Origin of the sequence: Frigoribacterium sp. PvP054 (assembly GCF_040547465.1) — a bacterium.
Taxonomy (GTDB): domain Bacteria; phylum Actinomycetota; class Actinomycetes; order Actinomycetales; family Microbacteriaceae; genus Frigoribacterium.
Genome location: NZ_JBEPPU010000017.1, coordinates 12,251 through 38,454, shown reverse-complemented (window position 1 = coordinate 38,454; position 26,204 = coordinate 12,251). Strand labels below are relative to the sequence as shown.

Genomic DNA, 26,204 nt, shown 5'->3' with positions numbered 1-26,204 from the left:
GGTGGGGGGGGGCCCGGGGGGGGTGGCCCCCCCCCCCGCGGGGGGGGGGGGGCCCCCCCCCCCGGGGGGGCCCCCCGCGGGGGGGGGGGGGGGGCGCCCCCCCCCCCCCCCCCCCTCCTGCGCCGTCCGTGCGGTCAGACCGACCGGAATCCGACGACGGCGTTGTGGCCGCCGAAGCCGAACGAGTTGCTGATCGCCACGATCTCGCCGTCGGGGAGGCGGCGCGGCTCGTCGACGACGACGTCCATGTCGATCTCGTCGTCCATCTGGGTCACGTTGATCGTCTGTGGGGCGAGACGCTCGTGCAGGGCCTTGACGGTGAACAGCGCCTCGATGCCGCCGGCGCCGCCGAGCAGGTGACCGGTGGCCGCCTTCGTCGCCGAGACGATCAGCTTCGAGGTGTGGTCGCCGAAGACGCGCTTGATGGCGTGGTATTCGGCGATGTCGCCGACCGGGGTGCTCGTCGCGTGCGCGTTGACGTGGACGACCTGGTCGCGGTCGACCCCGGCGTTCTCGAGCGTCGCGATGACGGCCCGGGCCGCCCCGGTGCCCTCGGGGTCGGGAGCGGTGATGTGGTACGAGTCGCTCGTGACCGCGCCACCGATCAGTTCGGCGTAGATGCGGGCTCCGCGGGCGAGCGCGTGCTCCTCGGTCTCGAGGACGAGGGCGGCGCCGCCCTCGGCCAGCACGAAGCCGTCGCGGGTCACGTCGTAGGGGCGTGAGGCGGTGGCGGGGTCGTCGTTGCGCTTCGAGAGAGCCTGCATGGCCGCGAAGGACGCCAGGGGCATCGGGTGGATGGCCGCCTCGGAGCCACCGGCGACGGCGATGTCGGCCAGGCCCGACTGCAGGTGCTCGTAGGCCATCGCGATGGACTCGGTGCTGGAGGCGCAGGCCGAGACGACCGTGCGGGCCCCGGCGCGGGCGCCCAGGCTCATCGAGATGGCGGCGGCGGGGCCGTTCGGCATCAGCATGGGGACGGTCATCGGGAGGACGCGACGCGGGCCCTTCTCGCGCAGGGTGTCCCAGCCGTCGAGGAGGGTCCAGACGCCGCCGATGCCGGTGGCCCAGTCGACGATGAAGCGCTCGGGGACGACCTCGGGCGAGCCGGCGTCGGCCCAGGCCTCGCGGGCGGCGGTCAGGGCGAACTGGCTCGACGGGTCGAGGCGCTTGGTCTCGCGGCGGTCGAGCACGTCGGCCGAGGGCGTGCGGGCCTGACCGGCGAAGGTGACGGGCAGTTCGTACTTCGCGACCCAGTCCTGCTCGAGCGTGGTGATGCCCGACTGGCCGGCGAGCAGGTTCTGCCAGGTCTCGGTGGCGGTGCCACCGAGCGGGCTCGTGGCTCCGAGTCCGGTGACGACGATCTTCTTGGTCATTGACGTTCCTTCTGGGAGGGCCGGTCGGTGGGTGCCGATGTACGACGACGCCGTGACCCGGACGGCAGCCGAGGCTGGAGGCGAGGGGTCGACGGCGTCGAGGGCACAGCGGCGGGGCCCGGTCGCCGCGAGGGCGACCGGGCAGCCGACGTCTTAGTTCTGCGCCTTGTGGATGTACGTGACGGCGTCGCCGACGGTCTTGAGGTTCTTGACCTCTTCGTCGGGGATCTTGACGTCGAACTTCTCTTCGGCGTTGACGACGATCGTCATCATCGAGATCGAGTCGATGTCGAGGTCGTCGGTGAACGACTTGTCCATCTCGACGGTGTCGGTGGCGATCCCGGTCTCGTCGCTGACGAGCTCGGCGAGGCCGGCGAGGACTTCTTCGGTGGACAGTGCCATGGTGTTGTCTCCTTGAGGGGGTGTCGTTGTGACCGGGGTAAAGCCTATACAGCGCCCCGGGGTCGGGCGGGCAGCGGCGCGCTAGGGCAGCACGACCACCTGGGCGCCGAACACGAGTCCGGCACCGAAACCGATCTGCAGGGCGAGGCCGCCGCTCAGCTCGGGGTGCTCGTCGAGCAGCCGGTGGGTCGCGAGCGGGATGCTCGCGGCCGAGGTGTTGCCGGTGGTCGCGATGTCGCGACCGATCACGACGGACTCGGGCAGCCCGAGCTGCTTGGCGAACTCGTCGATGATGCGCATGTTGGCCTGGTGCGGCACGAAGGCCGCGAGCTGGTCGGCGGTGACGCCCGCACGCTCGAGGGCCTCCTTCGCGACCTTCGCCATCTCCCACACGGCCCAGCGGAAGACCGTCTGGCCCTCTTGGCGCAGGGTCGGCCAGGCGACCTCGCCGGCGCCGTCGCGGTACTCGGTCATGGTCGACGTCATGCCGATGGCGTCCCACTTCGAGCCGTCGGAACCCCAGACCGTCGGACCGATGCCGGCGGTCTCGGAGGGCCCGACGATCGCCGCACCGGCGCCGTCGGCGAGGAGGAACGAGATGGTGCGGTCGGTCGGGTCGATGACGTCGCTGAGCTTCTCGGCTCCGACGACGAGCACGTACTCGGCCAGGCCGGACTTGACGAACGAGTCGGCCTGCGCGATGCCGTAGGTGAAACCGGCGCAGGCGGCCGAGATGTCGTAGGCCGCGGCGGGCTTCGCGCCGACGCGCTCGGCCAGCAACGAGGCCACCGAGGGGGTCACGACGCCGGCGCCGATGGTCGAGACCAGGACGGCGCCGATCTGGTCGGGGCGGATGCCGGACTTGGCGATGGCCTCGGTCGCGGCGGCCTCTGCGAGATCGACGACCTTGACGTCCTTGCCGGCCCGTCGGCGGGTGATCACGCCGGTGCGCTGCTGGATCCATTCGTCGGACGAGTTGATCGGCTCGACGATGTCGGCGTTCGGGACGACGTTCTCGCCGCGCGCCGCGCCCAGGGCGTAGATGCGGGTGAACTGCGCGCCCGTGGTCTGGTTGAGCTGGGGGGTGGTCATGCTGCTCCCTCGATGAGGTCGACGGCGGCCTGGAGGTCGTCCGGGGTCTTGACGGCGACCGAGGGGACTCCCCTCAGCGCACGCTTGGCGAGGCCGGTGAGGGCCCCGGCCGGGGCGAGTTCGACGATGCCCGTGACGCCGGCGTCGGCGAACGACGACATGGTCGCGTCCCACCGGACGGGCGACGAGACCTGGCCCACGAGCAGCTCGACGAACCGGTCGCCCGAGGCGACGGTGCTGCCGTCGTGGTTCGTCCAGAGCGTCAGCGTGGGGTCGCCGGGCGTGACGGTCGCGGCGGACGCCCGGAGGCGCTCGACGGCGGGCTGCATGAAGCGCGTGTGGAAGGCACCGGCGACCTGCAGCGGCACGACGCGGCTCTTGGCCGGGGGATCGGCGGCGAGTTCGGCGAGTGCCGAGGTCTCTCCGGCGACGACGATCTGGCCGCCGCCGTTGTAGTTGGCGGGGGAGAGCCCGAGGGCGTCGAGGCGGGCGAGCAGTTCGGCCTCGTCACCACCGAGGACGGCGCTCATGCCGGTCTCGACGAGGGCGGCCGCGTCGGCCATGGCCCGACCGCGCTCGGCGACGAGGGTGACGGCGTCGACGTCGGACAGGACTCCGCTGACGGCCGCGGCGGTGAACTCGCCGACCGAGTGACCGGCGACCCCGGACACGGCCGAGCGGTCGACGCGGTGGAAGAGGGCCCTCGCCGTGAGGATGCCGGCCGCGACGATGAGGGGCTGGGCCACGGCCGTGTCGCGGATGGTGTCGGCGTCCGACGTCGTGCCGTGGGCGACGAGGTCGACGCCGGCGGCGTCGGAGAGCGACGTCAGCAGGGCACGCTGGTCGGGGTCGGCCAGCCAGGGTTCGAGGAATCCGGGAGTTTGGGAGCCCTGACCGGGCGCTACGACAACGATCACTGGACCATCATGCCAACGAAGGCGGGCCGAGCGGTGTAGCAACTCGACCAAAGATGCGGACGAACGTTGTCGAAGCGCACAGCCGGCCGGCCTGCCGAGCAGTCGGTCACTTGCGTCGGGCGCCCGACCCGTCGGGGTCGGCGATCGAGCCGAGGACGAGGGCGGATTGCAGGATGAGCGCCTCGCGGGCCCCCGTGGCGTCCCAGCCGATGACGTCCGTCACGCGCTTGAGGCGGTACCGGACGGTGTTCGGGTGGACGAAGAGCTCGCGTGCCGTGGCCTCGAGCGAGCGCCCGTTGTCGAGGTAGCACCAGAGGGTGGTGAGCAGCTCGGTCGAATGGGCCTTGAGGGGCTTGTAGATGCGGTTGACGAGGGTGGACCGCGCCACCGGGTCACCGGCCAGCGCCCGCTCGGGCAACAGGTCGTCGGCCAGCACGGGGCGGGGGGCGTTGCGCCAGGCCCGGGCGACGGCGAAGCCGGCCAGGGCCGCCTTGGCGCTCTTGGACGCGTCGACGAGGCTCGGCACCTCGTGGCCGAGGACGAGGTGCCCGTCGCCGAAGCCGGGTTCGAGGGCGCGGGCGATCTCGGTGAAGCTCGGGTGCGACGAGGAGGCGCCGGTCTCGTCGAGCGGATCGGCCCGCCCGATCACGAGCACGAGACGGCTGCCCTGCACGCCGATGAGGACGTCGGCCTCGCGATGGCGTGCCGTGCGCCGGAGCGTGTCGACGTCGAGCATGCGGGGAGCCGTCCCGACGAGGACGGCGACCTCGCCGTGACCGTGCCAGCCGAGGGCGGCGATGCGGCTCGGTAGTTCGTCGTCGTACTCGCCGCTGAGGATGGAGTCGACGACGAGCGCCTCGAGTCGGGCGTCCCAGAGCCCACGTGCCTCGGCGGCCCGGGCGTACACGTCGGCCGAGGCGAAGGCGATCTCGCGCGAGTAGAGCAGGATCGCCTCGCGGAGCGAGTCGTCGCCGTCCTTGACGCGTTCTTCGACGACCTCGACCGTGATGCGGATGAGCTGCAGGGTCTGCGTCAGGCTGACCGAGCGGAGCAGCTCGCGGGGGGCCGAGCCGAACACGTCGGCGGCGATCCACGGCGTGGAACGAGGGTCGGCGAACCAGCTGATGAACGAGGTGATGCCGGCCTGGGCGACCAGGCCGACGGCCGAGCGGCGCCCGGGCGGCATGTCCCCGTACCAGGGCAGCGTCTCTTCGAGGCGCTTGATGGTGGCGGTGGACAGTTCGCCCGAGACCGTCCGCAGCCACGCGAGCGTGCGCTCTTTCGTGGCCGCGGACGGCTGCAGGGGCGACGTGGGCACCCGCTCGGCGCTCACGGGGTCGTCAGGCCTCCCCGCCGGCGGTGCCGCTCGTGCCGGCGGTGACGTCGTGCAGCTGGTACCGGTCGATGGCCTGCTGCACCACGCCGGGGTCGACCTCACCGCGACGGGCCAGGGCCTGCAGGGTGCGGACGACGACCGAGGGGCCGTCGATCTTGAAGAACCGACGGGCTGCGGCGCGCGTGTCGCTGAAGCCGAAGCCGTCGGCCCCGAGCGTCAGGTAGTCACCGGGCACGTACTCGCGGATCTGGTCGGGCACGGCCGCCATGAAGTCGCTCGTGGCGATGAACGGACCCTCGGCGCCCTGCAGCTTCTCGGTCACGTACGGCGTCTTCGGCTCGTCGTTCGGGTGCAGGAAGTTGTGCTCGTCGGCGGCCAGGCCGTCGCGTCGCAGTTCGTTCCAGCTCGTGACGCTCCAGACGTCGGCCGCGACGTTCCAGTCGTCGGCGAGCAGCTGCTGTGCCTCGAGGGCCCACGGCACACCGACGCCCGACGCGAGCAACTGGGCACGGGGCCCGAGGTTCTCGGCGTCCTTGAGCTTGTAGATGCCCCGCACGACGCCGTCGACGTCGAGGCCCTCGGGCTCGACGGGCTGGGCCATGGGCTCGTTGTAGACGGTGATGTAGTACATGACGTTCGGGTCGGCGTGCGACGCGTTGCCGTGCTCGTCGGTGCCGTACATGCGGTCCATGCCCGACTTCACGATGTGGCCGAGCTCGTACCCGAAGGCGGGGTCGTACGAGACGACCGCGGGGTTCGTCGAGGCGAGCAGCAGCGAGTGGCCGTCGGCGTGCTGCAGGCCCTCGCCGGTCAGGGTCGTGCGACCCGCCGTGGCGCCGATGATGAAGCCGCGCGCCATCTGGTCGCCCGCGGCCCACATGGCGTCGCCCGTGCGCTGGAACCCGAACATCGAGTAGAAGACGTAGACCGGGATGAGCGCTTCGCCCTGGGTCGAGTACGAGGTGCCGACGGCCGTGAAGGCCGCGAACGCGCCGGCCTCGTTGATGCCGACGTGGATGATCTGACCCTGCGGGCTCTCTTTGTAGGCGAGCAGCAGTTCGCGGTCGACCGACGTGTAGTGCTGGCCGTTCGGGTTGTAGATCTTCGAGGTCGGGAAGTACGCGTCCATGCCGAACGTGCGGGCCTCGTCGGGGATGATCGGCACGATGCGGTGGCCGAAGTCGGGCGAGCGCAGCAGGTCTTTCAGCAGCCGGGCGAAGGCCATCGTGGTGGCGACCTCTTGCTTGCCCGAGCCCTTCTTGACGACGTCGTAGGTCTTCGCCTCGGGCACGGCCACCTGCGTATACTTGGTGCGGCGTTCGGGCACGTAGCCACCGAGCGCCCGACGGCGCTCCTGCATGTACTGGATGGCGTCGTCGTCCTGACCGGGGTGGTAGTACGGCGGCAGGTAGGGGTTCTCGTCCAGCTGGGCGTCGCTGATCGGGATGCGGAGCTCGTCGCGGAACTGCTTGAGGTTGTCGAGCGTGAGCTTCTTCATCTGGTGGGTCGCGTTGCGCCCCTCGAACGACGGGCCGAGGCCGTAACCCTTGACCGTCTTGGCGAGGATGACCGTGGGCTGACCCTTGTGCTCGGTCGCGGCCTTGAACGCGGCATAGACCTTGCGGTAGTCGTGGCCACCGCGCTTGAGGTTCCAGATGTCGTCGTCGGAGTAGTCCTTGACGAGTTCGAGGGCGCGCGGGTCGCGGCCGAAGAAGTTGTCGCGGACGTACCCGCCGCTCTCGGCCTTGTACGTCTGGAAGTCGCCGTCGGGCGTGGTGTTCATCAGGTTGAGCAGCGCACCGCTCGAGTCGGCGGAGAGCAGCGAGTCCCACTCGCGACCCCAGACGACCTTGATGACGTTCCAGCCGGCACCGCGGAAGAACGACTCGAGCTCTTGGATGATCTTGCCGTTGCCGCGGACCGGGCCGTCGAGGCGCTGGAGGTTGCAGTTGACGATGAAGTTGAGGTTGTCGAGGCCCTCGTTCGCCGCCACCTGCAGCTGGCCGCGGCTCTCGACCTCGTCCATCTCGCCGTCGCCGAGGAACGCCCAGACCTGCTGGTCGCTGGCGTCCTTGATGCCGCGGTTGGTGAGGTACTTGGCGACCTGCGCCTGGTAGATCGCGTTGATCGGGCCGAGACCCATCGACACGGTCGGGAACTGCCAGAACTCGGGCATGAGCCGGGGGTGCGGGTACGAGCTGAGCCCACCCGACGCGTGCGACTTCTCTTGGCGGAAGCCGTCGAGCTGGTCGGTGCCGAGACGGCCCTCGAGGTAGGCGCGGGCGTACATGCCGGGGGAAGCGTGGCCCTGGAAGAACACCTGGTCTCCGCCGCCGGAGTGGTCCTGGCCGCGGAAGAAGTGGTTGTTGCCGACCTCGTACAGCGCGGCCGACGAGGCGTAGGTCGAGATGTGGCCACCGACCGAGATGCCGGGGCGCTGGGCGCGGTGCACCGTGATGGCGGCGTTCCAGCGGACCCACTTGCGGTAGCGACGCTCGAGCTCTTCGTCGCCCGGGAACTCGGGCTCGTCTTCGGGGGCGATGGTGTTGACGTAGTCCGTCTTGGGCACCATGGGCACGCCGAGGTGCAGCTCGCTCGACCGGGTGAGCAGGCTCTTCATGATCTCGCGGGCACGTTCGTGACCCTGCGTCGCCACCAGAGCGTCGAGCGACTCACGCCACTCGGCGGTCTCTTCGGGATCGCGATCGGCCTTGTCGACCGTGTACGGGTCCTGATCGTTAACCGTCACCCTTGACCTCAATCATCTGTGTTGAGCGGCCGTCTCTTGGAAGGCCACCGCGTGGAGTGGACAAACAGATGTCAGGCCCGTCGTGCCCGGGTTCCGAGACGTACTCCGCCTGACCAGCCCACTCTAGTTGCCCCGACCGACACAGGCTCGGCACGCGCTGGGAACGCCCGGCCACGTCGTCGTGTGGAATCCGCCGCGTGAGGCGTAAGATCGGCGATCGTGTCAGTCGCCGACCGCCCGGGTCGACGTGAGAGGAACGCACCCATGGCTCTGGAGAACGCCATCCAGGCTCCCGACTTCGACCTGCCGAACCAGTTCGGCGAACGAGTTCGGTTGAGCGACTTCCGGGGCGTCAAGCCCGTGGCCCTGGTCTTCTTCCCCCTGGCGTTCAGCAGCACCTGCACGAAAGAGCTCTGCACGCTGCGCGACAACCTCGCGATGTTCCAGGACCACCGGGTCGAGCTGCTCGTCGTCTCGGTCGACTCGAAGGCCACGCTGCGGGCCTTCGCCGAGGAGAAGGGCTACGACTTCACCCTGTTGGCCGACTTCTGGCCGCACGGTGAGGTCTCGAAGGAGTACGGCGTCTTCCTCGAGAACAAGGGCTTCGCGACGCGCACCACCTTCCTGATCGACGTCGACGGCGTCATCCGCGAGCACTTCGGCACCGAGCCCGGGCAGGAGCGCTCGCTCGCCGACTACCGGGCGGCACTCGACCTGCTCGTCCCCGTCACCGCCTGACGGCCCCCGTCGGCCGGAGGCGCGGGAGGCGCGGGTCGCCTCGCGCACCCGCTAACCTGGACTCGCTCGCCCGGGTCGACCCGGCGCGAGGGCCTTTAGCTCAGTTGGTAGAGCGCCACGTTTACACCGTGGATGTCATCGGTTCGAGCCCGGTAGGGCCCACATAACAAAACCCCCGATCACTTCGGGGGTTTCGTCATTTGTGGACCATTTGGCCGCTTTCAGCTTCGAGGTGCTGTACCCCCGGCGAACCCCCGAGAACGGCGTTCATGCGGGCGAGAGCCGCCGCGTCGGCATCAGAGCCCATCCAATGCGAATAGGTGTCGGCAGTGAGCTTCGCCGTGGAGTGCCCGAGCCACGTTTGTACCGTCTTCAGGTCGACGCCGTTCGCCAGCCACAGAGTCGCCGCTGTGTGCCTCAGGTCATGCACACGTCGACCCCGCGAGTGCTTCGCCCACGACACTGAACGCTTCCAGTTGTTCCCCGAAAGCATGGTGCCGGTAGACGACGGAAACAGAGGTGCGTCAGGGGAGCGACCGAGTAGCGGGGTGACGATTGCCAGTACGTCGCCCGTCAGCGGCACGGTGCGAGGCTTGCCGCCCTTAGTCACGCTCCGCACCGCCTGACCGTCAGGACGGCTCCGAGACACCCGGAAGGCTGGGAACGGCACAAGCTGCACGTCCCGGACGCGCAACGCTGCAAGTTCACCCCACCGAAGACCTGTGAGGCCCAGCACGAGAGCTACGTCGGCCTTTGCGGCCCCGTGAGCGGCCACCAGCGCCTCATGGACCGCCCGAAGCTCCGCGAGGGTGAACGGGTAGACCTCATCCCGCTTTTCCGTGCCTGTACCCTTTGGCACGCGAGAGTCCACAACGGGGTTGGTGGCCGCCTTGCCCTGTTTGACGGCCCACCCGTAGAAAGACGAGAGCGTGTTTCGAAACCGGCTCACCGTGCCGCGTGACAGTGTGGCGAGCAGGTCGGCGTAGAGGGCATCAAAGTCCGCCGCTCGTAGGCTCCCGAGACGACGCCCGAGTAGAGAGGCCGGAATGCGTTTGATCGAGTAGCCCTCTTCGCGCAGCGTGGACCCGGCAACTGTCTTGGCCCGCGCCGTCATCCATTCGTTCAACACGTCGCCCAAGGTGGCTCTGTTAGCAACCGCAGAGGGTGCCGTGCCAAGGGCCAGAGCTACCTTTTGTTGGTCGTGCCATGTCTGAGCATCGCCTTTACGGTCAAAGGTCTTTGACGCCACAGACCTTCGACCCTCTTTGACGATGGCCCGGAACCGGCCCTGAGGGGTTTTGGTGACGGTCACCGGTAGTCCTCGCACACGCTCTGGGCCGCAGCTACGAGGGCATTCAATTGCTCGACCGTCTGAGCGTCACCGGCGTCCGGTCCAAGGTCGTCCATGCACTCGGAGTAGCCGTAGGACGTGCTGGGGGTTTCAGGCACGGCAGGCTCAGCCGAGATGGCGAACACAAGACCGCCCAGCATGAGAGCCCCCGCCGCCACGCCGCCGAGAACTTGCCACTTGTGAGCCTTCACGAGTGAGCCACCTTTCGTTTCGCGATCCACGCATCTAGATCCGCTTGGAGGTAGCGGGGGATCGGGTCTTTAAGGCTCCCGAGATTAATCCAGTTCGGTCCCGTTTTAAAGGTCCGCCAGCGAGAAAGTGTCGCCTCACTGACCCCCAATTGGGCCGCGACAGCCTTCGAATTGAGTAGCGGGGACGGTGCGGGGGTGGTGGTTTTCATACAAACTCCGATCAATAAGGCCCCTTTCGAGGGGATGGGTGGTGTGTTTCGGGCACGCAAAAGCCCCGACTCGATGTTGGTGAGTCAGGGCTAGGGGTGTGTTCCATTGTTGTGGGATGAGCCACTTTGGGGTGTTGTCGTAGATTGTACCACACATCGCAGTGGGCATGCAAAAGTGTGTATTCAAAGTGAATACGTACATGCAAGATAATACTGGCAGGACAGTCTGAGGCAAAACTGCCCCGGAAACTCAACCCACTTCGCAAGTGTACAAATAAGAAAAGTAAAAACTAACGTATTCTTTTACTTTTCTTTTTCGTACAGTTGGTCTTATCTGAGCCTCAGCTGTCAATTTGAAGCGTCAGATATGGCTTGGAGAGATACGGCTTGGGTCGTTTCGACTGTCAATTCCAATATATACAGGAAAACAGGCTTATGACTTGTACTAACAATTGTACACATCACTTCCCGCCCTTGCCGCTCTGTATTCTACTATAATTACACTACGACTGTATTACTTATTTTTACAGTAGTTATGTACATGTGGGAAAATACAGCAGATACTTACGTGAGGGCGTTTGTACAAATGATTTGCTTCATTTTCGCGCCCATGCCCCTGGTGTGCTCAAAGCCGTAACTAGTACCGTAAACAGCTCAGAAGCCGTCAGCGCCTCTCTAAGACCTGTAGAAGTAGATATGGCACTCTGACCCCAGATCGCTGTAAAAGTATCTCAGATCGCCGCACAGGGCCTCTCAACGCTATTTGAGCGTCACCGGCGAGGTAGCAGCCGCATGTTAGTCCCATGTTAGTGCTACCCGTGCCCATAGCACCGCTACGATAGGGCCGATCAAATAGTATGATAGAATATACATAGCGGATATCAACTACGGTGTCCCAGTATACGAAGAGAGTATCATGCTTAAGCTACACACCGAGATTCCTAGCCCGAAGATCAGCGATGGGCGAGGACGACCAGCCAACACCGACTACGCCGCCCTTGCGTCCAAGGCTAAAGCCCATCCAGGCATTTGGGTTGAGTCCGACCGGCCAGCCGCCCGAGGCATCTCGACAGCCATTGAACGGGGCGGCATCAAGGCATTTCCGGCAGGCGAGTTCGAGGCCAGCCTTCGACAAGTGGGCAAGGGCGACCACGGCCCGAACCACGGCGTGCTCTACGTTCGCTACGTGGGGCAGAAGGTGGCCGCGTAATGCGTGAGTTCATCTACGCCGCGCTTGTGGGCGCATGTGTCGCTACAGCCGTTAGCGCACCCATCATCGTCGTCACAGCCGGTGTCGTCGCCGTCGAAGCCTCGGCCCAGTCATGAGTGTCTGCCTATGCGGCTCGCCCACCGCCGTGCAAAAGACTGGCGAGTGCACACGATGCGCTAACGCCCGATATGCACGAGACTACCGAGCCCGAGCCGGACAGCCACCCACACCCGTCACGACACCCACCAGCTACCACCACGCTCACGTCAGGCTCCGAAGACGCCTAGGTCCCGCCACACAACAGACCTGCGCTGACTGCCCGCTACCCGCCGCACAGTGGAGCTACAACCACCAGAGCAGCCAAGAGCAAAGAGGGCTCGTCGTCACCCGCATTGCCGGTCGCGACTACATGGCAGTCATGTCCTGGTCAGGTAACCCCGAGGATTACGCGGCCCGTTGCCTCCCGTGCCACAAGGCCTACGACCGCCAGCACGCAGACGACCAGGCAGCGTGAGCGCACATCACCGAACAGGTGGGTGGACGAGCAGCGACTCCAAGCTCTGGCGACAACGCATCGCCGCCACCTTGCCCGCACCGTGCACCATCTGTGGCCGCCCCGTCACCCAAGACATGGCATGGCAAGTGGACCACATTCAAGCGCTGTCACTCGGTGGTGCCAGTGACGCCAGCAACCTAGGCCCAGCCCATCGAGCATGCAACGCCAAGGCAGGCGGACGCATGGGCGCAGCCAAGACCAACTCACGACACAGACACGACCGAAGGCTCCCCAATTGGTGAACACACGTTCGAATGACGACTTTTTTGACCAAACCGTTACTACCCCCGTTCCGGCAGCAGCACCTTCCCTCCCCTCGGAGGGGGAGATGGCACCTGCATTGCCGTACAAAATTTCAGATGCGCGAAATTCTCTGCAATATCGGGGCGAATTCGAAACGGGCGCGAAAGCATTGGGGCTCGGATCAGCAAAAAAGCCGATCCATGAGCAGCAGTACGCAATTGCGGACGTAATAAACGCCACAGGCGGCGACGGGCTGGCGGTGTGGACCACCGTGGGCGTCTGCGTGCCGCGACGAGCGAGCAAAACCACGTCGATCTTCGCCCTTGCCCTCGGCCGGTGCCTCGAACGGGAAGACTACGCCGTCGCCTACAGCGCACAGACCGGCACCAAAGCCCGTGACAGGTTCCTGATCGACATAGTTCGACCCCTCGAACGCATGTTCCCTGACGAGGACTCCCGGCCGTTCAAAATTAATCGGTCACGTGGTGGCGAACACATCGCCTTCGACAATGGGAGCCGGTTTGCAGTCCTCCCGCCCATTGCTGACAGCTTCCGTGGTGACGCCTATGACCTCGTGATCTTGGACGAGGCACAAGTGCACGAGCCCGACGCCTCAGACGACCTTCTCGGCGCGATCCTGCCGACGTTCGACACCCGCCCCGGTGCGCAGCTCATTGTGGCCGGTACAACGGGGGAGCACCGTTCCGGCATGCTCTGGGCGACGTTGCAGGACGGCCGAGACGGGCGGGCCTCAACGGGCATTGTTGAGTACAGCGCGGGGGACAGCCTTACAGAAGAGGAGATGGCTGACGAGGCCGTGTGGCGGAGGGCTCACCCTGGCATTGGCACGCTGACCACCATCGACGCTATTCGCCGCAACTACGAGAAACTGCCACTGGACCAATTCTCGCGGGAGTACCTCGGCGTATGGCCCGCAGGCGGCGGGGGGCGATTCCTAAACGGCGAAAAGTGGGCCAATGCCGGTAGGGGCGGTGACCTGCCGACACCGCCCGCACACTTCGCACTGGGCCTTGCCGTGCACCCGGACCAACTGTCTGCAAGCATCGTTGCTGCCTGGCGAGACGACGCCGGTCACGCCCACGTCCTCGTACTGGACCACCGGCCCGGAGTGCGGTGGGTTGCTACGCGGGCTGTCGAGCTAGCCCGGAAGTACGGCGTCAAGATCGGTCACGACACGTTCGGTCCGGTCCTCGTGGAAACCGAGGCTATGGGCCGAGCCAAGCCCGCACCGCGCACGGCACCGCAGACAATGGCCGACGTAAAGACCAGCGCCGCAACTCTCGTCAAAGCGCTAGAGCAAGGCGAGCTAGTGCACTACGAGCAAGACGAAATGAGCGAGGCTGCGCGACTGGCCGTGAAACGTAAGATCGGCAACGGGTGGGGCCTAGGACGTGGCACACCTGAAGACGACATTACGGCGCTGGAAGCCGCGTCATATGCCTTGCACGTCTACGACGGCACCCGTCAACGCCGACCCATGTACACAGGTATCGCCGCATGATATAGGCAAGGTTATGTTCTGAAATACAACATGCTATAATAGATGGTATGGGGATTTTCAGCAGCATTCGAAACGCGGCGCGCGTGTCCTCTTCCGCGCCCGCTCGTATCGACATGCTCGCCTCCCCGTGGGCTGAGGGGCAGTTGCAGTCGGTCGTCTTCGCGGAAGCGTACGGACTCGACCTTGACGCGCTGCCCCTCACCCGCGCCGAAGCCATGCGAGTACCTGCCGTGGTCAAAGCCCGAAACCTACTTATCTCGACCATTGCACCCCTGCCCGTGCGAGTTCTCGACACCGAAGGGCAGCTAGCCAAGCAACCAACATGGGCCACCCGCACCGACGCCATGAGCCCGTGGCACCGCATGGCGGCGACCGTCGATGACTTGATCTTCTACGGCGCATCCGTGTGGACCGTCACCCGAGGCGCAGACGGCTTTCCGCTCGCCATGGACCACTTACCGGTGGACCGGTGGAGCATCCGAGACGGCGACATTCTCATCGACGGCGAGCCTGTCGATGAGTCCGAAGTCATCTACATTCCAGGGCCTCACACCGGGCTACTCGAAATGGCTGCCCGCACCATCCGGGGTGCCCGGGATCGAGAGGTTGCCTGGACTCAGCGCGTCCGTAACCCGATTACGGCCATTGAGATTCGCGAAACCAACGAGCTCAACCTGTCTCGTGAAGAAATTGACGAGCTCGTAGCGCAGTGGACCAAGGCCAAGCGCAGCCCAGACGGCGCGGTCGGCTTCACCCCCTACGGCATCGAGCTAGAAGAGCACGGCTCCACCGACCCCGCGCTATTCGTGTCGGGCCGGAACGCGGTCCGCGCCGATATCGGGGCCTTTCTCGGAGTGCCCGCTGCACTTATGGATGCCTCTCTCAGTGAGGCGTCACTGACGTACAGCACGCAAGAGGGCCAGCGCTCGGAATACCTGACCTACTGCGTGCCGCTGTGGACCGCGCCCATTGAGGGGCGGCTGTCCATGGATGACGTAGTGCCCCGAGGCCAGCGCACCCGCTTCGACACTGGCGAACTCATCGCCCCTGCACCGACGCCTACAGGCGCACCGACAGACGACTAGAGGACTTATGACCGCCGACGACCGACTAGAGGCCTTACGCCTCGCCGTTTCGATTCAGAACGCAACTGGGTTCATGACCACCGAGCAGACGGTGGCGCGAGCCAACGCCTTTGCCACCTTCCTTTCCGCAGGCGTCCCGGAGGACACCACAACCGTTTCGGATGAGCCCCTATGACTGATATCCAAATCGACGCAGGCACACTTACCGCCTCAGTCGAGGACCGCACCGTCACCGGCCTACTTGTACCGTTCGGTGAAGAGGCCCGCTCCAACCTTGGACGCTTCACCGTCGACACAGGCGCGTTCAGCATTCCCGCTGACCACTCGGTGGTGGGATTCAATCTCGAACACGCCCGTGAGGACGTACTAGGCCGTGCCACCAACGTTCGAGAGACGCCTGAAGGCATCGTCGCCACGTTCTCCGTTGCAAAGACGCCCGAAGGTGACCAGGCCCTAGCTGACATCAGTTCAGGACAGCGCACGCACCTCTCGGCCGAGGTTGCAAACGTCGTCATCAAGGCCGGAAAGGCCGTAGGTGGACGCCTCTTCGGTGGTGCCCTCGTCGCTAAACCCGCCTTTCCCTCCGCCACCCTCCTAGCTGCCGCCGAAGACACCCCCGAGGCGATCAGCGTCGACCTCAACGTCGAGCAGCTAAAGACCCAGCTTGAGCCTTACGGCTTGACCGTCGCCCCGCTAGGTGACGACACCCCCGAAGTCGCACCTGGCGACGAAAGCAAGCCCCTCGAAATCATCGACCCGGACAAAGAGCCGGAAGAAACGGAAACCGACGTGCCTAACGCCACAGTCCCCGCCACGCTCAATGCATCCGAGCGCGACGCAAACGCATCAGTCAACAAAGAGACTCTGCTAGCCAACATCGCCGGCGCTGCCCGGACTCAGGACCGCACCCTGATTGCCGCCCTTTCGGACGTGAAGATTAGCGGCGCAAACGCCGTAGGCACTAACGTCGTCGTACCCGAGTATGTCGGTGAAGTGTGGGGCGGACGCACCTTCCAGCGCCGTGTCATTCCTCTCATCACTCAGGGGTCGCTTACTAGCCTGACCACTAAGGGGTGGCGCTTCACTACGCCTCCCGAGGTGGGCGAGTGGGCCGGTAACAAGGCCGAAATTCCCTCGAACGTTGCCAAGACTGAGGCCGTCGAGTGGGGCGTCACGCGCTTTGCCGGTGGTTGGGACATTGCCCGCGAATTCTTCGACTTCGGCGAGACAGCCGTTATTGACAGCTTCCTCCGCGCCGCTGCCGACAGCTACGCCAAGAAGTCTGATGCCAAGGTTCTCAATGACCTCGTGCTGGGTGCCACCTCTGGCACGGTAGGTGTCATCCCTGCCGGTGTCTCCGACGCTATGGCAAAGATCGTTCGCGGGGCACTCCGCGTCATCAACTCCGACGCCCTGCCAAGCTTCGCCATTGTTGCTTCCGACGTGTTCGAGCAGCTTGTTTTCACTCGTGAAGAGGACAAGCTTGCGTACCTGAACGCCGCTCTGGGCCTAGAGGAGGGCACCGTTTCGAGCTTCAAGGTTGTACCGCACCCCGGCATGGTCGCAGGCACCGTACTGGTCGGCGCAAAGGAAGCGGCGGGCGCTTACGAGCTTCCCGGCGCACCTATCCGCGTCAACGCCATCGACATTGTTCACGGTGGACTCGACGAGGCACTGTTCGGCTACATCCAGACTCGTATCGAGTACCCGACCGGCCTTCAGCTCATCAAGCCCAATGCGTAAGCATATTTAGTTAGGCAAGCTAAACGAAAGGGGCGGGTATGACCGACCAACCATCAGTACCCGCCCCCTACGGCTGGCACACCGTTGACACCGCCCGCATTCAGTGGGTAGACGCCATGCACCTTGACGACGAGCAGCTAGAAGAGCTTCTAGCCGCCGCACGTATTCAGTGCGAGGCGTACGCCCCGGCAGTCGTGGGGGAGGTGCCCGTCAATTACCGACAGGCGCAGCTCCTCCAAGCCCGCAACCTCTGGCAGGCCATCAAAACTGACCAGGGCGGCGACATTGGGCCGGATGGCTACGCCGTACCGGTCTACGCCATGGACCGCGTAGTGAAGGGTCTACTTCGGCCCAAACGGGGTGTGCCGTATGTCCGATAAGACCACCCGCCAGCAACTAGCCGACGCCCTCAAACCTGCCCTCCCGGCTGCATGGGTCCTCGTGCCGTACAGCCGCAACCTCGACGTGCTTTCCAAGGTCACCGTGATGCTGCACGCGAGCCGCATCGAGCGAGCACCCGCCGCCCCCATGGGCGCGTTGGTGTCTCAATTCACCATCACCGTCATTGACCCCCAGGACGACCCGACAAGGGCCTGGGGCGCACTCGATGACGAGGTTATGGAACTCATCTTTGCCCTAGACGAACTCGGCGTGCAGTGGACCGCCGCCGAACCGGTTCTCGTACAGAACAACCTCGGCTGGGAAATCACAATCGACATTGTTTCTCGAAAGGAAACCCCCTAATGGCCGTAGTAGCCGTCACACCCTTTGCTCTGACAGATGCGACCGTGAAGGTTGCCGCTGACAACTTCGAGGCTGCCATTTCGGCCGTCGAGTTCGTTCCCACAGTTCCTACGTTCAACTTCGCAGGACTTACCCCGGCAAGTGTTTTCAACTTTGCCGGTTCACCGTCATGGGTTGTGAACCTATCGGGTGCTCAGGACTGGGCGACCGCCACCAGCCTTTCTAACTACCTCCTAGCCAACGCTGGCAAGACAGTTGTTATGGACTTTGCGCCGATCAAGGGTGGCAAGATTTTCCGCGCCTCGGTCACCCTCGTGCCGACCAACATTGGTGGGGCCGTCAACTCCGTACCTGTCTTCAGCGTCACATTCCAGGTGCAGGGACAGCCCACCATCGTCACGGTCTAACCCATGGGCCTTGGAATCGATATCAACGGTTCCCGAGAGCTACAGGCCACCGTCCTGAGTCTCCGTCAGGCATCCAAGGAGATGCAAAGCAACGTCCGTAAGTACACCCGCGAGCAGCTTCTACCCGAATGGCAAAAGGGTCTTGCGGAAAGGGCCGAGACCCGCCTCGAACACCGCGTGCTGGTCGACACCGGCCGCGTGAAGATGAGCAACCAAAACGTGCGCTTGTCGAGCGCCACCGTGGGCCGAAAGCTCCGAGGTGGGCTCAACCCGAAGACGCAGGCATACGCCGTCGAGTTCGGCGGCGACCGCTCCGAATATCGGGGCTACGAGTCGCGGCGCGGGGGGACGAACTTCACGGTTCGCCGCCGCACGCAGGCGCAACTTCGGCCCCGACGCCGAAACGGCTACGTGGTCTACCCGACCGCTAAGGCCCTCGTGCCCCGCTTCGCATCCCTGTGGGTGCAAACCGTCGTCCGCAGCTTCTACGACGCCATCGAAAGGAAATAGTCATGGCCGCTGGCATCAATATCGACATTGCTGCAAACGTCCGTGCGTTCCAAAAGGGCACCGAGAATGTAGCTGACTCCCTTGACGACGTTTCTGACGCGCTAGACGACCTCACGAGGGACGCCGAGCGCAGCGCCAACAAGACCGGTGACGCCCTAGGGGACGGCGTAAAGGATGGCGCGAAAGATGCCGGTAACGCCACCGAGAAGCTAGAGCGCAAATTCTCTGATCTTGCCGACGCTGCCAAGCGCACCGACCCCGGCAAAGAGCTAGGCGACTCCGTACGTCGCGGGACGAAAAACGCCGAAGAGGGCCTAGGCGAATTCCGCGACGAGGCCAACTCGACCGCAAAGGAATCCGCCGCCAGCTTCGATGGCTCATTCGAGAGCGTGGCAGACGCCATTCAAGAGATTGCAGCCAACGCCTTTGCAGGCTTTGGCCCTGCCGGTGCTGTGGCCGGTCTTGCCGCCGCTGCCGGTATTGGACTCGTCATCGCCAAGATGGACGAGGGCAACGAGAGCACCGAACGCTTTAAAGAGCGAGTGGGTGAGCTAACCGAAGAACTCATCAGTGTTGGTGACGGCGCGGTCGGCATTGACTACATCGTAGACAAGCTGCAAGAGATGGCGACCGCCACCGACGACGCAGAGGTCAGCCTGTCTGACCTCAAGAAGATTGCGGACGAGTCCGGGTCGAGTTACGAGGACCTAGCCCGTGCCTATGCCGGTTCGGGCGACGACCTCGCGAAGCTCATTGAGAAGACCAAAGAGCAGAAACAGGCTCTAGAAGATTCGAACAAAGCCGAGCAAGAGGGCCTCAACTATCGCGACAAGGTAGGTGGCGACGATCCACGCATCGCGGCCACCCAGACCTATATCGACTACCTCCAAAACGCGAAAAAGGCGCAGGACGAGGCAAAGGCGAATGAGCAGCTTTACGCCGACGCAAACGGCCCAGAGCTAGCAGCTAAAGCCGAGCTAATCGGCAACATCAACGATGCTTACGACGACGCCGCAGGTGGTGCCGAAGACTTCATAAACAAAGAATCCGGCATTTTCGACGTGCAGGGCTTTATCGACTCCATGACTCAGCGCGAGCAAGCTCTTCGCGACTACCAGGAGACGCTAGCCACCGCCGCCCTGACGCCTGAAGCCAAAGCGTTTATCTCGTCGCAGGGTGTCGACAGCGCATCCACGTTTATGGCGGGCTACAAAACGGCCACGCCCGCGCAGCAAGCCGAGCTGAACCGTATTTGGTCAGAGGCCGGAAAGACCTCCTCAGGGGCCTTCTCAAACACCACCCAGGCCAGCCTTTCGAACGCTGGGTACAACGCCACCGTTCGGCTCAACCCTGACGGCTCGAACATTCAGGCGTACCTCAATCAGACCAAAACCCAGAACGTGCTTCTGCGCGTGCAGAACCGCATTGACCTTCCCGCAAATCAAGGAATGGGCGTCCCGTGAGCACCCTCATCACAAGTGCCGAGACGACGACGGCCACGACGAGCTACCAGTGGCGTCGGACCGCGAACGCCTCACCGTCTGACCTACTCATCAACGGTGCCGTGCTCGGGTCCAATGTCGTGCCGGACCCGGAGACGACCGCCGTCACGTACTGGGCCGCACCCGGTGGTACTCGCGAGGTCGTGGCAGGGAAGCTCCGTGTCACGCCCTCAGGCACGGCGACGAGCTACGTCTATCCGGTCCCGCAGGGCGCAGACTCGACCAACCCGAGCGGTGGTCGGTTCGTATGCCAGCCCGGTCAGCGGTGGACGCACCGCGTCGAAGTCACTAACCCCGGCACGGCGACCATGTACGTCCGACTCGGAACGGCCTTCTACAACGACCAGGGCAATCAGGCCGGAGCGACCTCGCAACTCGGTCCCACCACCGCCGTAGCAGCCGGATCGACAGTGACTTTCGAGAACTCCGGCATCGTCCCTCCCGACGCCACGACCCCGGTCACCGGACTGCTGCCTCTTGTCTACGTCTACGGCACGACCGGTGGCGGCCTTGCCCCGGCATCGATGATTTGGGAGTCCACGCGCTGGCAGGTCGAGATTGGTTCGAACGCGCCGACCTCCGCTCCGTTCCGGTACTTCACCGGCGCGACTCTCGGAGACGTTGTGAGTATTCCGCTGTCCACTCGCCCCCTGCTCTCAGCTGGGTATCAATCGAGCCGTCAGAGCCGCACGGTCGTTCACGAGGTGCTGGGGCGCTCGTACCCAGACATCACGCAATTTCCCATGTCCCTCCGCAGCGGCACCCTCACGCTCGTCTACGACAACGAGGCCGACGCCTTGGAGTCTGAGCGCATGCACGTGGGCGGCTACGTCATGACGTACGCCGACAGCGACCTTCAGAGCGCCACCATGACCTACATAGTCAACGGCGCTCTTACTCGGGAACTAGAGCCTCAAACCCGCGCGGTGTGGCTTGTCACTGTGGCGTACCAGGAGGTGACCCTGTGATCCGGCAGGGCTACGCCTGGACGGCCACGCTCCGAACGGCGAACGGCTACAACTACGCACTTACGGTGACTGACGGCACAATCACCCTGAACGAGGGCGCGGCCCCTTACGTTCAGGCCAGCCTCACCCTGGCGTTTCCGCGCACCAGCACACTCGCGGCCATGGACCCCACCGCAAAGCCCCGCGTAACGCTTACGACGCAGAGCAACGGCGTTACCCGGACTTTCGACCTTCTGCTGAGCGCCCGCCAGCCGGACTTTAATTCCAGCACGGTTGGCGTAAACCTCGTGTCTGACGAGGCATTCCTACTCGACTACGCCCCGAGCGCAGATGACCGCACCAACTGGGCACGCCAGGCGAGCGTTCGCAGCATCGTGCAGGCGGTCCTCTCGAAAGCCGCAGGAACTACCGTCCTAAGCGGCGCGGCCAACTCGTCCTATGTGACCTACTCGCAGATCACGAACCTTATTCAGAACACCGGTGGCGAGAACGGCTCGGACCCGTGGGCGGGTACGAACGCGACCGTGGACGCCTCCTCCAACTGGAAGCACTACGGCACCTATTCGATTCGCGTCACTGCCAGCAGTACATCTTCGGCGAGCTACGCATGGGCCAAGGTTTCGGCGTCGGCCGGGAGCACCTACACCATTTCAGGCTTCTACCGTCAGGTTGCCGTGCAGACAGGCACGGTCAACGGTGACGCCCGCAAGCTACAGATCGTCGCCGTCGTGGATGGAAACACGGTCATTATTGGGCGCTCGAATCAGGGCTCGAACGCTGCCAATACGACAACTCAACTCATCGCCACGTTCAAAGTCCCGGACACGGCCTCCGAAGTCATGGTGCGTCTAGTCAACGGATCGGGGTCAGCGAGCAACAGCCCGAGCTACTTCGACGGACTCCTCATGACCGAGGGTGACGGCAACGACACCAACGGCGTTCCGCTCGTCGTGTTCGATGGGTCGAACGCCAACAACACGGCCTACACGTACACGTGGGACGGCACCGGCGACCGTTCATCCTCTACCCGCACGCCTGTCGTCGACCGTGACCCTGAGAGCCTGACGTGGAGCCTGGGTCAAACGGCCTGGGATTTCCTCCAACCGATCCTCCAGGCAGTCGGGATGCGCCTGTTTTGCGACGAGAACCGTACATGGTGGCTCGTAGCTAATGACTACGCCGTAGACGGTGTGGTCCGCATCTCGGCGGGTGACAACGCCTACTCAGGGTCAGACCTCATGAGCCGCACGGCGACAGGTCCTGACGGTGCACCGATCAATACGGATGCCGTCTTCGTGCACTTCACCTGGCGTGACAAGGTAACCGGCCTGAACCGTGAAAAGTGGGATATCGCAGCACCTGCCGGGTACCAGCGGCCGTACATCGTAGAGCGCCCGAACAAGCCCTACACCGGCCCTGGGACCGCCGCGTATCTACTCAGCCGGTATAAGGCTCGCCGCCGCACTCAGAACGTCACAGCGGCCATCGACTACTCGGTCACTCCCGGCCAAGAGGTCGCAATCACCCTGCCGGGGATGGACCTCCAAAGCGGCTACGTCGATGCCGTCTCGTGGTCCCTTACCGCCGACGAGATGACCGTCTACAGCAAGGGCCTCGTGACCGCCTACGGCACGAGCTACAACCAGCAACCCGACTCGATGACCTACGCATCGCTGCCAGACACAACGACCTACACATCGTTCCCTAATTAGGAGGACACAATGGCTACCGGAGACGCCGCCGCAGCAGCGGGGCTAAAGACCTACACGGGGACTTCGCTCGTCAATAAGACACACGAGGCCCTGAACCAGAACGGCGACTACATCGCCGCCGACCGGACGCGCCTCACCGCACTGGAAGCACGTCTGGTCGTGCCGGTAGTCATCCTCCGCACGTCGGTGGCTCAGAACACCTCGGACACATCCAATGAGTGGCTGACCTTCCGTTGGAACGTAGCTGAGTACAACCGGGGCGGCATGTTCGTCGCGGCGCAGCAGAACAACATCACCTGCACCAAAGCCGGGGTTGTCACCATTGACACCAACATCAAGTTCGGCGTTCAGACCGACAGTGTGTGCCGCATTCAGTTGCTCCGTAATGGGGTGGTCGTGCCTGGAACCCTCATCGACAACGTGAAGGGTCAGACCAATGCCGAAGCCATCGTGCAGCTTTCGACCAAACTCCGCGTGAACGCAGGGGACGTGCTCACCCTTCAGTACAGCTCCGAGCGTGCCAGCGCCGCCATGCGCACAAGTCAGTGCCGTCTCAGCGTCGACTACTCGACCATCGACTAGCGCCATGACCACCTGGAAAAGCGTCGGGCTCAGCCGGTACCGAGGCGAGACAAACGGTGTCGAGCAGTTCATGAGCGAGCACGCCGCGAATCGCATTCTCGACCTCATCGAGCTTGTCGCCACCCTGCCCGGATGCCGCCGCCTCACCGTTAACGAGGGACGCCGCACGAGGGCGCGCCAGAAGGTGCTCCGTACCAGCTACGAGAACGGCACAGGCCCTCTCGCGGCGGTGCTCTACACGTCCCGTCACGACGAGGTAAGGCACGGTAACGCCGCTGACCTTGGAGGGCCGAACGGTGAGGCACTGAACGCCGCTGAGATTGCCGCAATCGTGAAGTACGGCCCGGCCCTCGGCGTGCACTTCACCGGCCTGACATTCGTCCCTCGCGAGCCCTGGCACGTGGAAGCCGACGAGACCCCCTTCACCCGCCAGTACGGCCTCACAGCCGCCGCCATCACGTCCGAGGAGGACGACATGCGTTTCACCCTCATTGCCGGTAAGAGCACCGGCTGGAAGTACGCCTATCTGCTAGATGCGGAGGATGGCAAGCGCCGCGCCGTGTCGCAACTCGAACTCGCCATCTTCCGCAGCCGTTCGGTCGGCAAGCTGCCCGAGGTCGGAGACATCAATCAAGTTCAGTTCGACGCCATTCCGAAGAAAGACGGATCGCTCTAGTGGATAAGTTCAAACTCATCGCGTTTGCCATCGTCGGCGGATTTGCCATGCTCATGGTCGGCGGGTTTTTGGTCTTGGAAGCCACTCAGCGGCCTACTTCGACGTACGTCATTTTTGCGACCAGTATTCTTGGAAACCTGGCAGTGTTCGGCGGTCTTGGCTACAAACAGGCGAAGCAGTCCGAGACGCTGGACGTGGTGGCTAAAAATGTCAACGGGAACAACACCCGAATGCTCGACACCATCGACAAGCAAGCCGAGCAGATCAATGACCTGTTGACTCTGCTCCCCGGTGAGCTCACCCAATCGGTGGACGTGACCCCGGCTATCGACGAAAAGACAATGACTCGCCTCCGTGCCGAAGCCGACAAGCTGCCCAAGCACTCGGCGTAGCTTTTCTCACTTCCGCGTGTGACGCTGGGGGTATGGCAACTACTAATCATCAGTTCAATGACCAATACATCGCTGAGAAGGTTGAGGCTCCCGGCCTCACGGTGCTCGAACGAGAGCTGATCGTTTCGGTCAACTTTGATGCACCGGCATCTAACGCCATCGAGACGGCCACGATTATGGTCACGCGCACGTACAAGGTCCAAGGCAGTGTTGCGCGCGACTTGCTTCGAGAGGCCCTGTAGTCGCGTACCCCCGGCGTACCCCCGCCCTGCAAATTGAGCGATTTGGTGCAACGTGAGCAACGTCAGAACCCCTAGAAATCAAGGTTTCTAGGGGTTCGACCACGTTTACACCGTGGATGTCATCGGTTCGAGCCCGGTAGGGCCCACCGGACTCGTGCATCGAACCACCCAGGAAGACGCCCTGGCCCTGGTCCGCCTCGCTCGACGTGCTGAAGCACCCTCTCAGTGACGTCGGTGGCTGGCCCCCTGATGCGGGATCGACCGTGGCTGGCGCCTCCGCCACTATCGTCCGGGGGAGACGCCGGTCTCGCCATGGGGGAGGGGATGTCGTCGTGACGCCACGTGGGCGAGCCTCGTGACCGAGGCGCAACGGAGGATGCTGTGGTGCCTTCCCGTCTTCCCCGTCCTCGCCGTCGTCGTCGCCGTGATCAGCACAAACGCCTGGCTCTTACCCGACGTCGAGCAGCGAGCGCGACTCGCTGAGGGCTGGCCGGTCGCGGGGGCGCTCTGGTTCCGCGTCGTCCTCGGGTACGTCGGTTCCCTCGCGTGCCTCGGCTTCTCCGTCGCGTTCGGGGTGTTGTACGCCCGTGAGATCCGCTTCATCCGTGCCGTCCGTCGGCGCGCCGCCGGCACCGCCGCATCCCGGGGCGCTTCCGCGCCGGGGCGACCTCGCCTCAGCGCCCCGCACCGCGCCTCCTTCGCGGCCGTCCTCCAGAACGGCCGCATCCCCCGCGTCATGGTCGTGAGCCCTCGGGGGATCGGGCGGAGCGTCATGGCCGCCGCGTACCTGCGGGCCCTCGACGGGGCGACGTTCATCGTCGAGGCCCGGGGCGTCGCGCCGCAGGAGGGGCCCGTGAGCCCGGTCGTGCAGCGGGACGTGATCGTGGTGATGGGCATGGACAAGGCCCCCGTCGAGATCGAGCAGGCGCCGGCGAAGGTCATGGCGGCACCGGTGAGGGCCGCAGACCTCATCGTGCGCATCGGCTGCCCCGACTCCTTCCCCGTGCCCCGCGGCACCCCCGTGCTCGACTGGGACGTGCCCGACCCGATCGGGGCCGACCTTCTCGCCGTCCTGACGATCCGGGACGACCTGAAGGGGCACGTCGAGCAGCTCGCCACCGACCTGGGGCTCGACCGGCCGTCGCTCGCGCTCCGCGACCGCACGATCCCGCGGCAGCGGGCGACCGTGGCCGCGGGGAGCGCGAGCATCGCGTACCCGGCGCTCACCGACGACGTCGCCGAGTGGTTCGCGACGGCCGAGGCCCGGCTGCTGGTCGAGATCGCCGACGCCCCGTTCACGGCCGCGACCGTCAACGGCCGGGGCCGGTTCGCCCCTGGCCTCACCATGCCGTGGCTGGCGTCGGTCGGTGCGGCGGAGACGGCGCTCCAGGCCGAGCTCCGCTGGCGCGCGGTCACCGACACCGAGCAGGCCCGGGCCGAAGAGAGCCTCGCTCGCGTCGTCGAGTGGCTCGAGGGCGCGGGCGTCCTCCGGCCCCTGTCGCCGGAGCAGCGCGACGCCCTGTCCGCGTCGGGAGCGGCTCAGCGCGACCACGACCACCCGTTCGACCAGTGGCCCCGGGGGCTGGCGGGTGAGTACCCCGCCATGGCCGAGCTGCGCTTCTCCGAGGAAGACCGTCGCACCTGGGAGGTCGTGCCGGCCGCGGCGCTCCGCGTCTACCCGGACCTCGCCACTCAGTGGGCGGGGGAGGTCGTCTAGCGGGGCCGGCCGTAGGGTCAGCCCACGTCATCGCC

At 64.9% G+C, this 26,204-nt stretch carries 26 protein-coding genes and 1 tRNA gene; 19 read left to right on the top strand and 8 right to left on the bottom strand.

Annotated elements, in window-relative coordinates; genetic code table 11:
* Window positions 1-134: 134 nt before the first annotated feature.
* From ABID81_RS14875 to aceE, 6 genes are all read right to left on the bottom strand, one after another.
* Window positions 135-1,373: a beta-ketoacyl-[acyl-carrier-protein] synthase family protein gene (locus tag ABID81_RS14875; protein ID WP_354595560.1), complete on the bottom strand. Its 1,239-nt coding sequence runs from the start codon at window positions 1,371-1,373 to the stop codon at window positions 135-137.
* A 153-nt stretch (window positions 1,374-1,526) separates the two neighbouring features.
* Entirely contained in the window at window positions 1,527-1,775 is a 249-nt protein-coding gene (locus ABID81_RS14870) for an acyl carrier protein (protein ID WP_354595559.1), read from the bottom strand.
* Window positions 1,776-1,856: 81 nt separating this feature from the next.
* The gene (locus ABID81_RS14865) at window positions 1,857-2,867 is read right to left on the bottom strand and encodes a beta-ketoacyl-ACP synthase III (RefSeq protein ID WP_354595558.1); all 1,011 of its coding nucleotides are present in this window, start codon (window positions 2,865-2,867) and stop codon (window positions 1,857-1,859) included.
* Window positions 2,864-3,784 (bottom strand): ACP S-malonyltransferase, encoded by a 921-nt coding sequence (locus tag ABID81_RS14860; RefSeq protein WP_354595557.1) that lies wholly within the window; start codon window positions 3,782-3,784, stop codon window positions 2,864-2,866. Before ABID81_RS14860 ends, ABID81_RS14865 begins: the two co-directional genes overlap by 4 nt.
* Before the next feature lie 106 nt (window positions 3,785-3,890).
* Window positions 3,891-5,117 (bottom strand): PucR family transcriptional regulator, encoded by a 1,227-nt coding sequence (locus ABID81_RS14855; protein WP_354595556.1) that lies wholly within the window; start codon window positions 5,115-5,117, stop codon window positions 3,891-3,893.
* A 7-nt stretch (window positions 5,118-5,124) separates the two neighbouring features.
* On the bottom strand, window positions 5,125-7,869 hold the full coding sequence (gene aceE / locus ABID81_RS14850) for a pyruvate dehydrogenase (acetyl-transferring), homodimeric type (RefSeq protein WP_354595555.1): 2,745 nt from the start codon (window positions 7,867-7,869) through the stop codon (window positions 5,125-5,127).
* 264 nt (window positions 7,870-8,133) lie between these two features.
* On the opposite strand from aceE, the gene ABID81_RS14845 reads away from it, so the two are divergent.
* On the top strand, window positions 8,134-8,607 hold the full coding sequence (locus ABID81_RS14845; protein WP_043592615.1) for a peroxiredoxin: 474 nt from the start codon (window positions 8,134-8,136) through the stop codon (window positions 8,605-8,607).
* Between the two features lie 89 nt (window positions 8,608-8,696).
* A tRNA-Val gene (locus ABID81_RS14840) sits at window positions 8,697-8,769 on the top strand.
* A 34-nt stretch (window positions 8,770-8,803) separates the two neighbouring features.
* Here the strand turns inward: ABID81_RS14840 and ABID81_RS14835 are convergent.
* Both ABID81_RS14835 and ABID81_RS14830 read right to left on the bottom strand, forming a co-directional pair.
* Window positions 8,804-9,919, bottom strand: a complete 1,116-nt coding sequence (locus ABID81_RS14835; RefSeq protein ID WP_354595554.1) for a tyrosine-type recombinase/integrase — start codon at window positions 9,917-9,919, stop codon at window positions 8,804-8,806.
* Window positions 9,916-10,149 (bottom strand): hypothetical protein, encoded by a 234-nt coding sequence (locus tag ABID81_RS14830; protein WP_354595553.1) that lies wholly within the window; start codon window positions 10,147-10,149, stop codon window positions 9,916-9,918. The genes ABID81_RS14835 and ABID81_RS14830 overlap by 4 nt, the downstream gene beginning before the upstream one ends.
* Before the next feature lie 1,125 nt (window positions 10,150-11,274).
* On the opposite strand from ABID81_RS14830, the gene ABID81_RS14825 reads away from it, so the two are divergent.
* The 17 genes from ABID81_RS14825 (at window position 11,275) to ABID81_RS14745 (ending at window position 26,169) form a co-directional block, all read left to right on the top strand.
* Complete coding sequence (locus ABID81_RS14825; RefSeq protein WP_354595552.1) at window positions 11,275-11,568, top strand: hypothetical protein; 294 nt, start codon at window positions 11,275-11,277, stop codon at window positions 11,566-11,568.
* A gap of 465 nt (window positions 11,569-12,033) precedes the next feature.
* On the top strand, window positions 12,034-12,366 hold the full coding sequence (locus tag ABID81_RS14820; protein WP_354595561.1) for an HNH endonuclease: 333 nt from the start codon (window positions 12,034-12,036) through the stop codon (window positions 12,364-12,366).
* 86 nt (window positions 12,367-12,452) lie between these two features.
* The gene (locus ABID81_RS14815) at window positions 12,453-13,889 is read left to right on the top strand and encodes a terminase large subunit domain-containing protein (protein ID WP_354595551.1); all 1,437 of its coding nucleotides are present in this window, start codon (window positions 12,453-12,455) and stop codon (window positions 13,887-13,889) included.
* 47 nt (window positions 13,890-13,936) lie between these two features.
* A complete protein-coding gene (locus ABID81_RS14810; protein WP_354595550.1) occupies window positions 13,937-14,974 on the top strand; it encodes a phage portal protein in 1,038 nt (345 codons plus the stop codon).
* Between the two features lie 171 nt (window positions 14,975-15,145).
* Complete coding sequence (locus ABID81_RS14805) at window positions 15,146-16,717, top strand: phage major capsid protein (protein WP_354595549.1); 1,572 nt, start codon at window positions 15,146-15,148, stop codon at window positions 16,715-16,717.
* Between the two features lie 38 nt (window positions 16,718-16,755).
* Complete coding sequence (locus tag ABID81_RS14800; RefSeq protein ID WP_354595548.1) at window positions 16,756-17,097, top strand: head-tail connector protein; 342 nt, start codon at window positions 16,756-16,758, stop codon at window positions 17,095-17,097.
* Window positions 17,087-17,461, top strand: coding sequence for a hypothetical protein (locus ABID81_RS14795; RefSeq protein WP_354595547.1), 375 nt, complete (start codon window positions 17,087-17,089; stop codon window positions 17,459-17,461). The genes ABID81_RS14800 and ABID81_RS14795 overlap by 11 nt, the downstream gene beginning before the upstream one ends.
* Window positions 17,461-17,868: a hypothetical protein gene (locus tag ABID81_RS14790; RefSeq protein WP_354595546.1), complete on the top strand. Its 408-nt coding sequence runs from the start codon at window positions 17,461-17,463 to the stop codon at window positions 17,866-17,868. The genes ABID81_RS14795 and ABID81_RS14790 overlap by 1 nt, the downstream gene beginning before the upstream one ends.
* Window positions 17,869-17,871: 3 nt before the next feature.
* Window positions 17,872-18,378, top strand: a complete 507-nt coding sequence (locus tag ABID81_RS14785; RefSeq protein ID WP_354595545.1) for a hypothetical protein — start codon at window positions 17,872-17,874, stop codon at window positions 18,376-18,378.
* A 2-nt stretch (window positions 18,379-18,380) separates the two neighbouring features.
* A complete protein-coding gene (locus ABID81_RS14780) occupies window positions 18,381-19,841 on the top strand; it encodes a hypothetical protein (RefSeq protein ID WP_354595544.1) in 1,461 nt (486 codons plus the stop codon).
* Window positions 19,838-20,848, top strand: a complete 1,011-nt coding sequence (locus tag ABID81_RS14775; protein ID WP_354595543.1) for a hypothetical protein — start codon at window positions 19,838-19,840, stop codon at window positions 20,846-20,848. Before ABID81_RS14780 ends, ABID81_RS14775 begins: the two co-directional genes overlap by 4 nt.
* A gap of 65 nt (window positions 20,849-20,913) precedes the next feature.
* Window positions 20,914-22,560: a hypothetical protein gene (locus tag ABID81_RS14770; protein WP_354595542.1), complete on the top strand. Its 1,647-nt coding sequence runs from the start codon at window positions 20,914-20,916 to the stop codon at window positions 22,558-22,560.
* Window positions 22,561-22,569: 9 nt separating this feature from the next.
* On the top strand, window positions 22,570-23,142 hold the full coding sequence (locus ABID81_RS14765; protein WP_354595541.1) for a hypothetical protein: 573 nt from the start codon (window positions 22,570-22,572) through the stop codon (window positions 23,140-23,142).
* A 4-nt stretch (window positions 23,143-23,146) separates the two neighbouring features.
* A complete protein-coding gene (locus tag ABID81_RS14760) occupies window positions 23,147-23,818 on the top strand; it encodes a M15 family metallopeptidase domain-containing protein (protein ID WP_354595540.1) in 672 nt (223 codons plus the stop codon).
* A complete protein-coding gene (locus tag ABID81_RS14755; protein ID WP_354595539.1) occupies window positions 23,818-24,210 on the top strand; it encodes a hypothetical protein in 393 nt (130 codons plus the stop codon). Before ABID81_RS14760 ends, ABID81_RS14755 begins: the two co-directional genes overlap by 1 nt.
* 32 nt (window positions 24,211-24,242) lie before the next feature.
* Complete coding sequence (locus ABID81_RS14750) at window positions 24,243-24,452, top strand: hypothetical protein (RefSeq protein WP_354595538.1); 210 nt, start codon at window positions 24,243-24,245, stop codon at window positions 24,450-24,452.
* A gap of 376 nt (window positions 24,453-24,828) precedes the next feature.
* Window positions 24,829-26,169: a hypothetical protein gene (locus ABID81_RS14745; RefSeq protein WP_354595537.1), complete on the top strand. Its 1,341-nt coding sequence runs from the start codon at window positions 24,829-24,831 to the stop codon at window positions 26,167-26,169.
* Window positions 26,170-26,204: the final 35 nt, after the last annotated feature.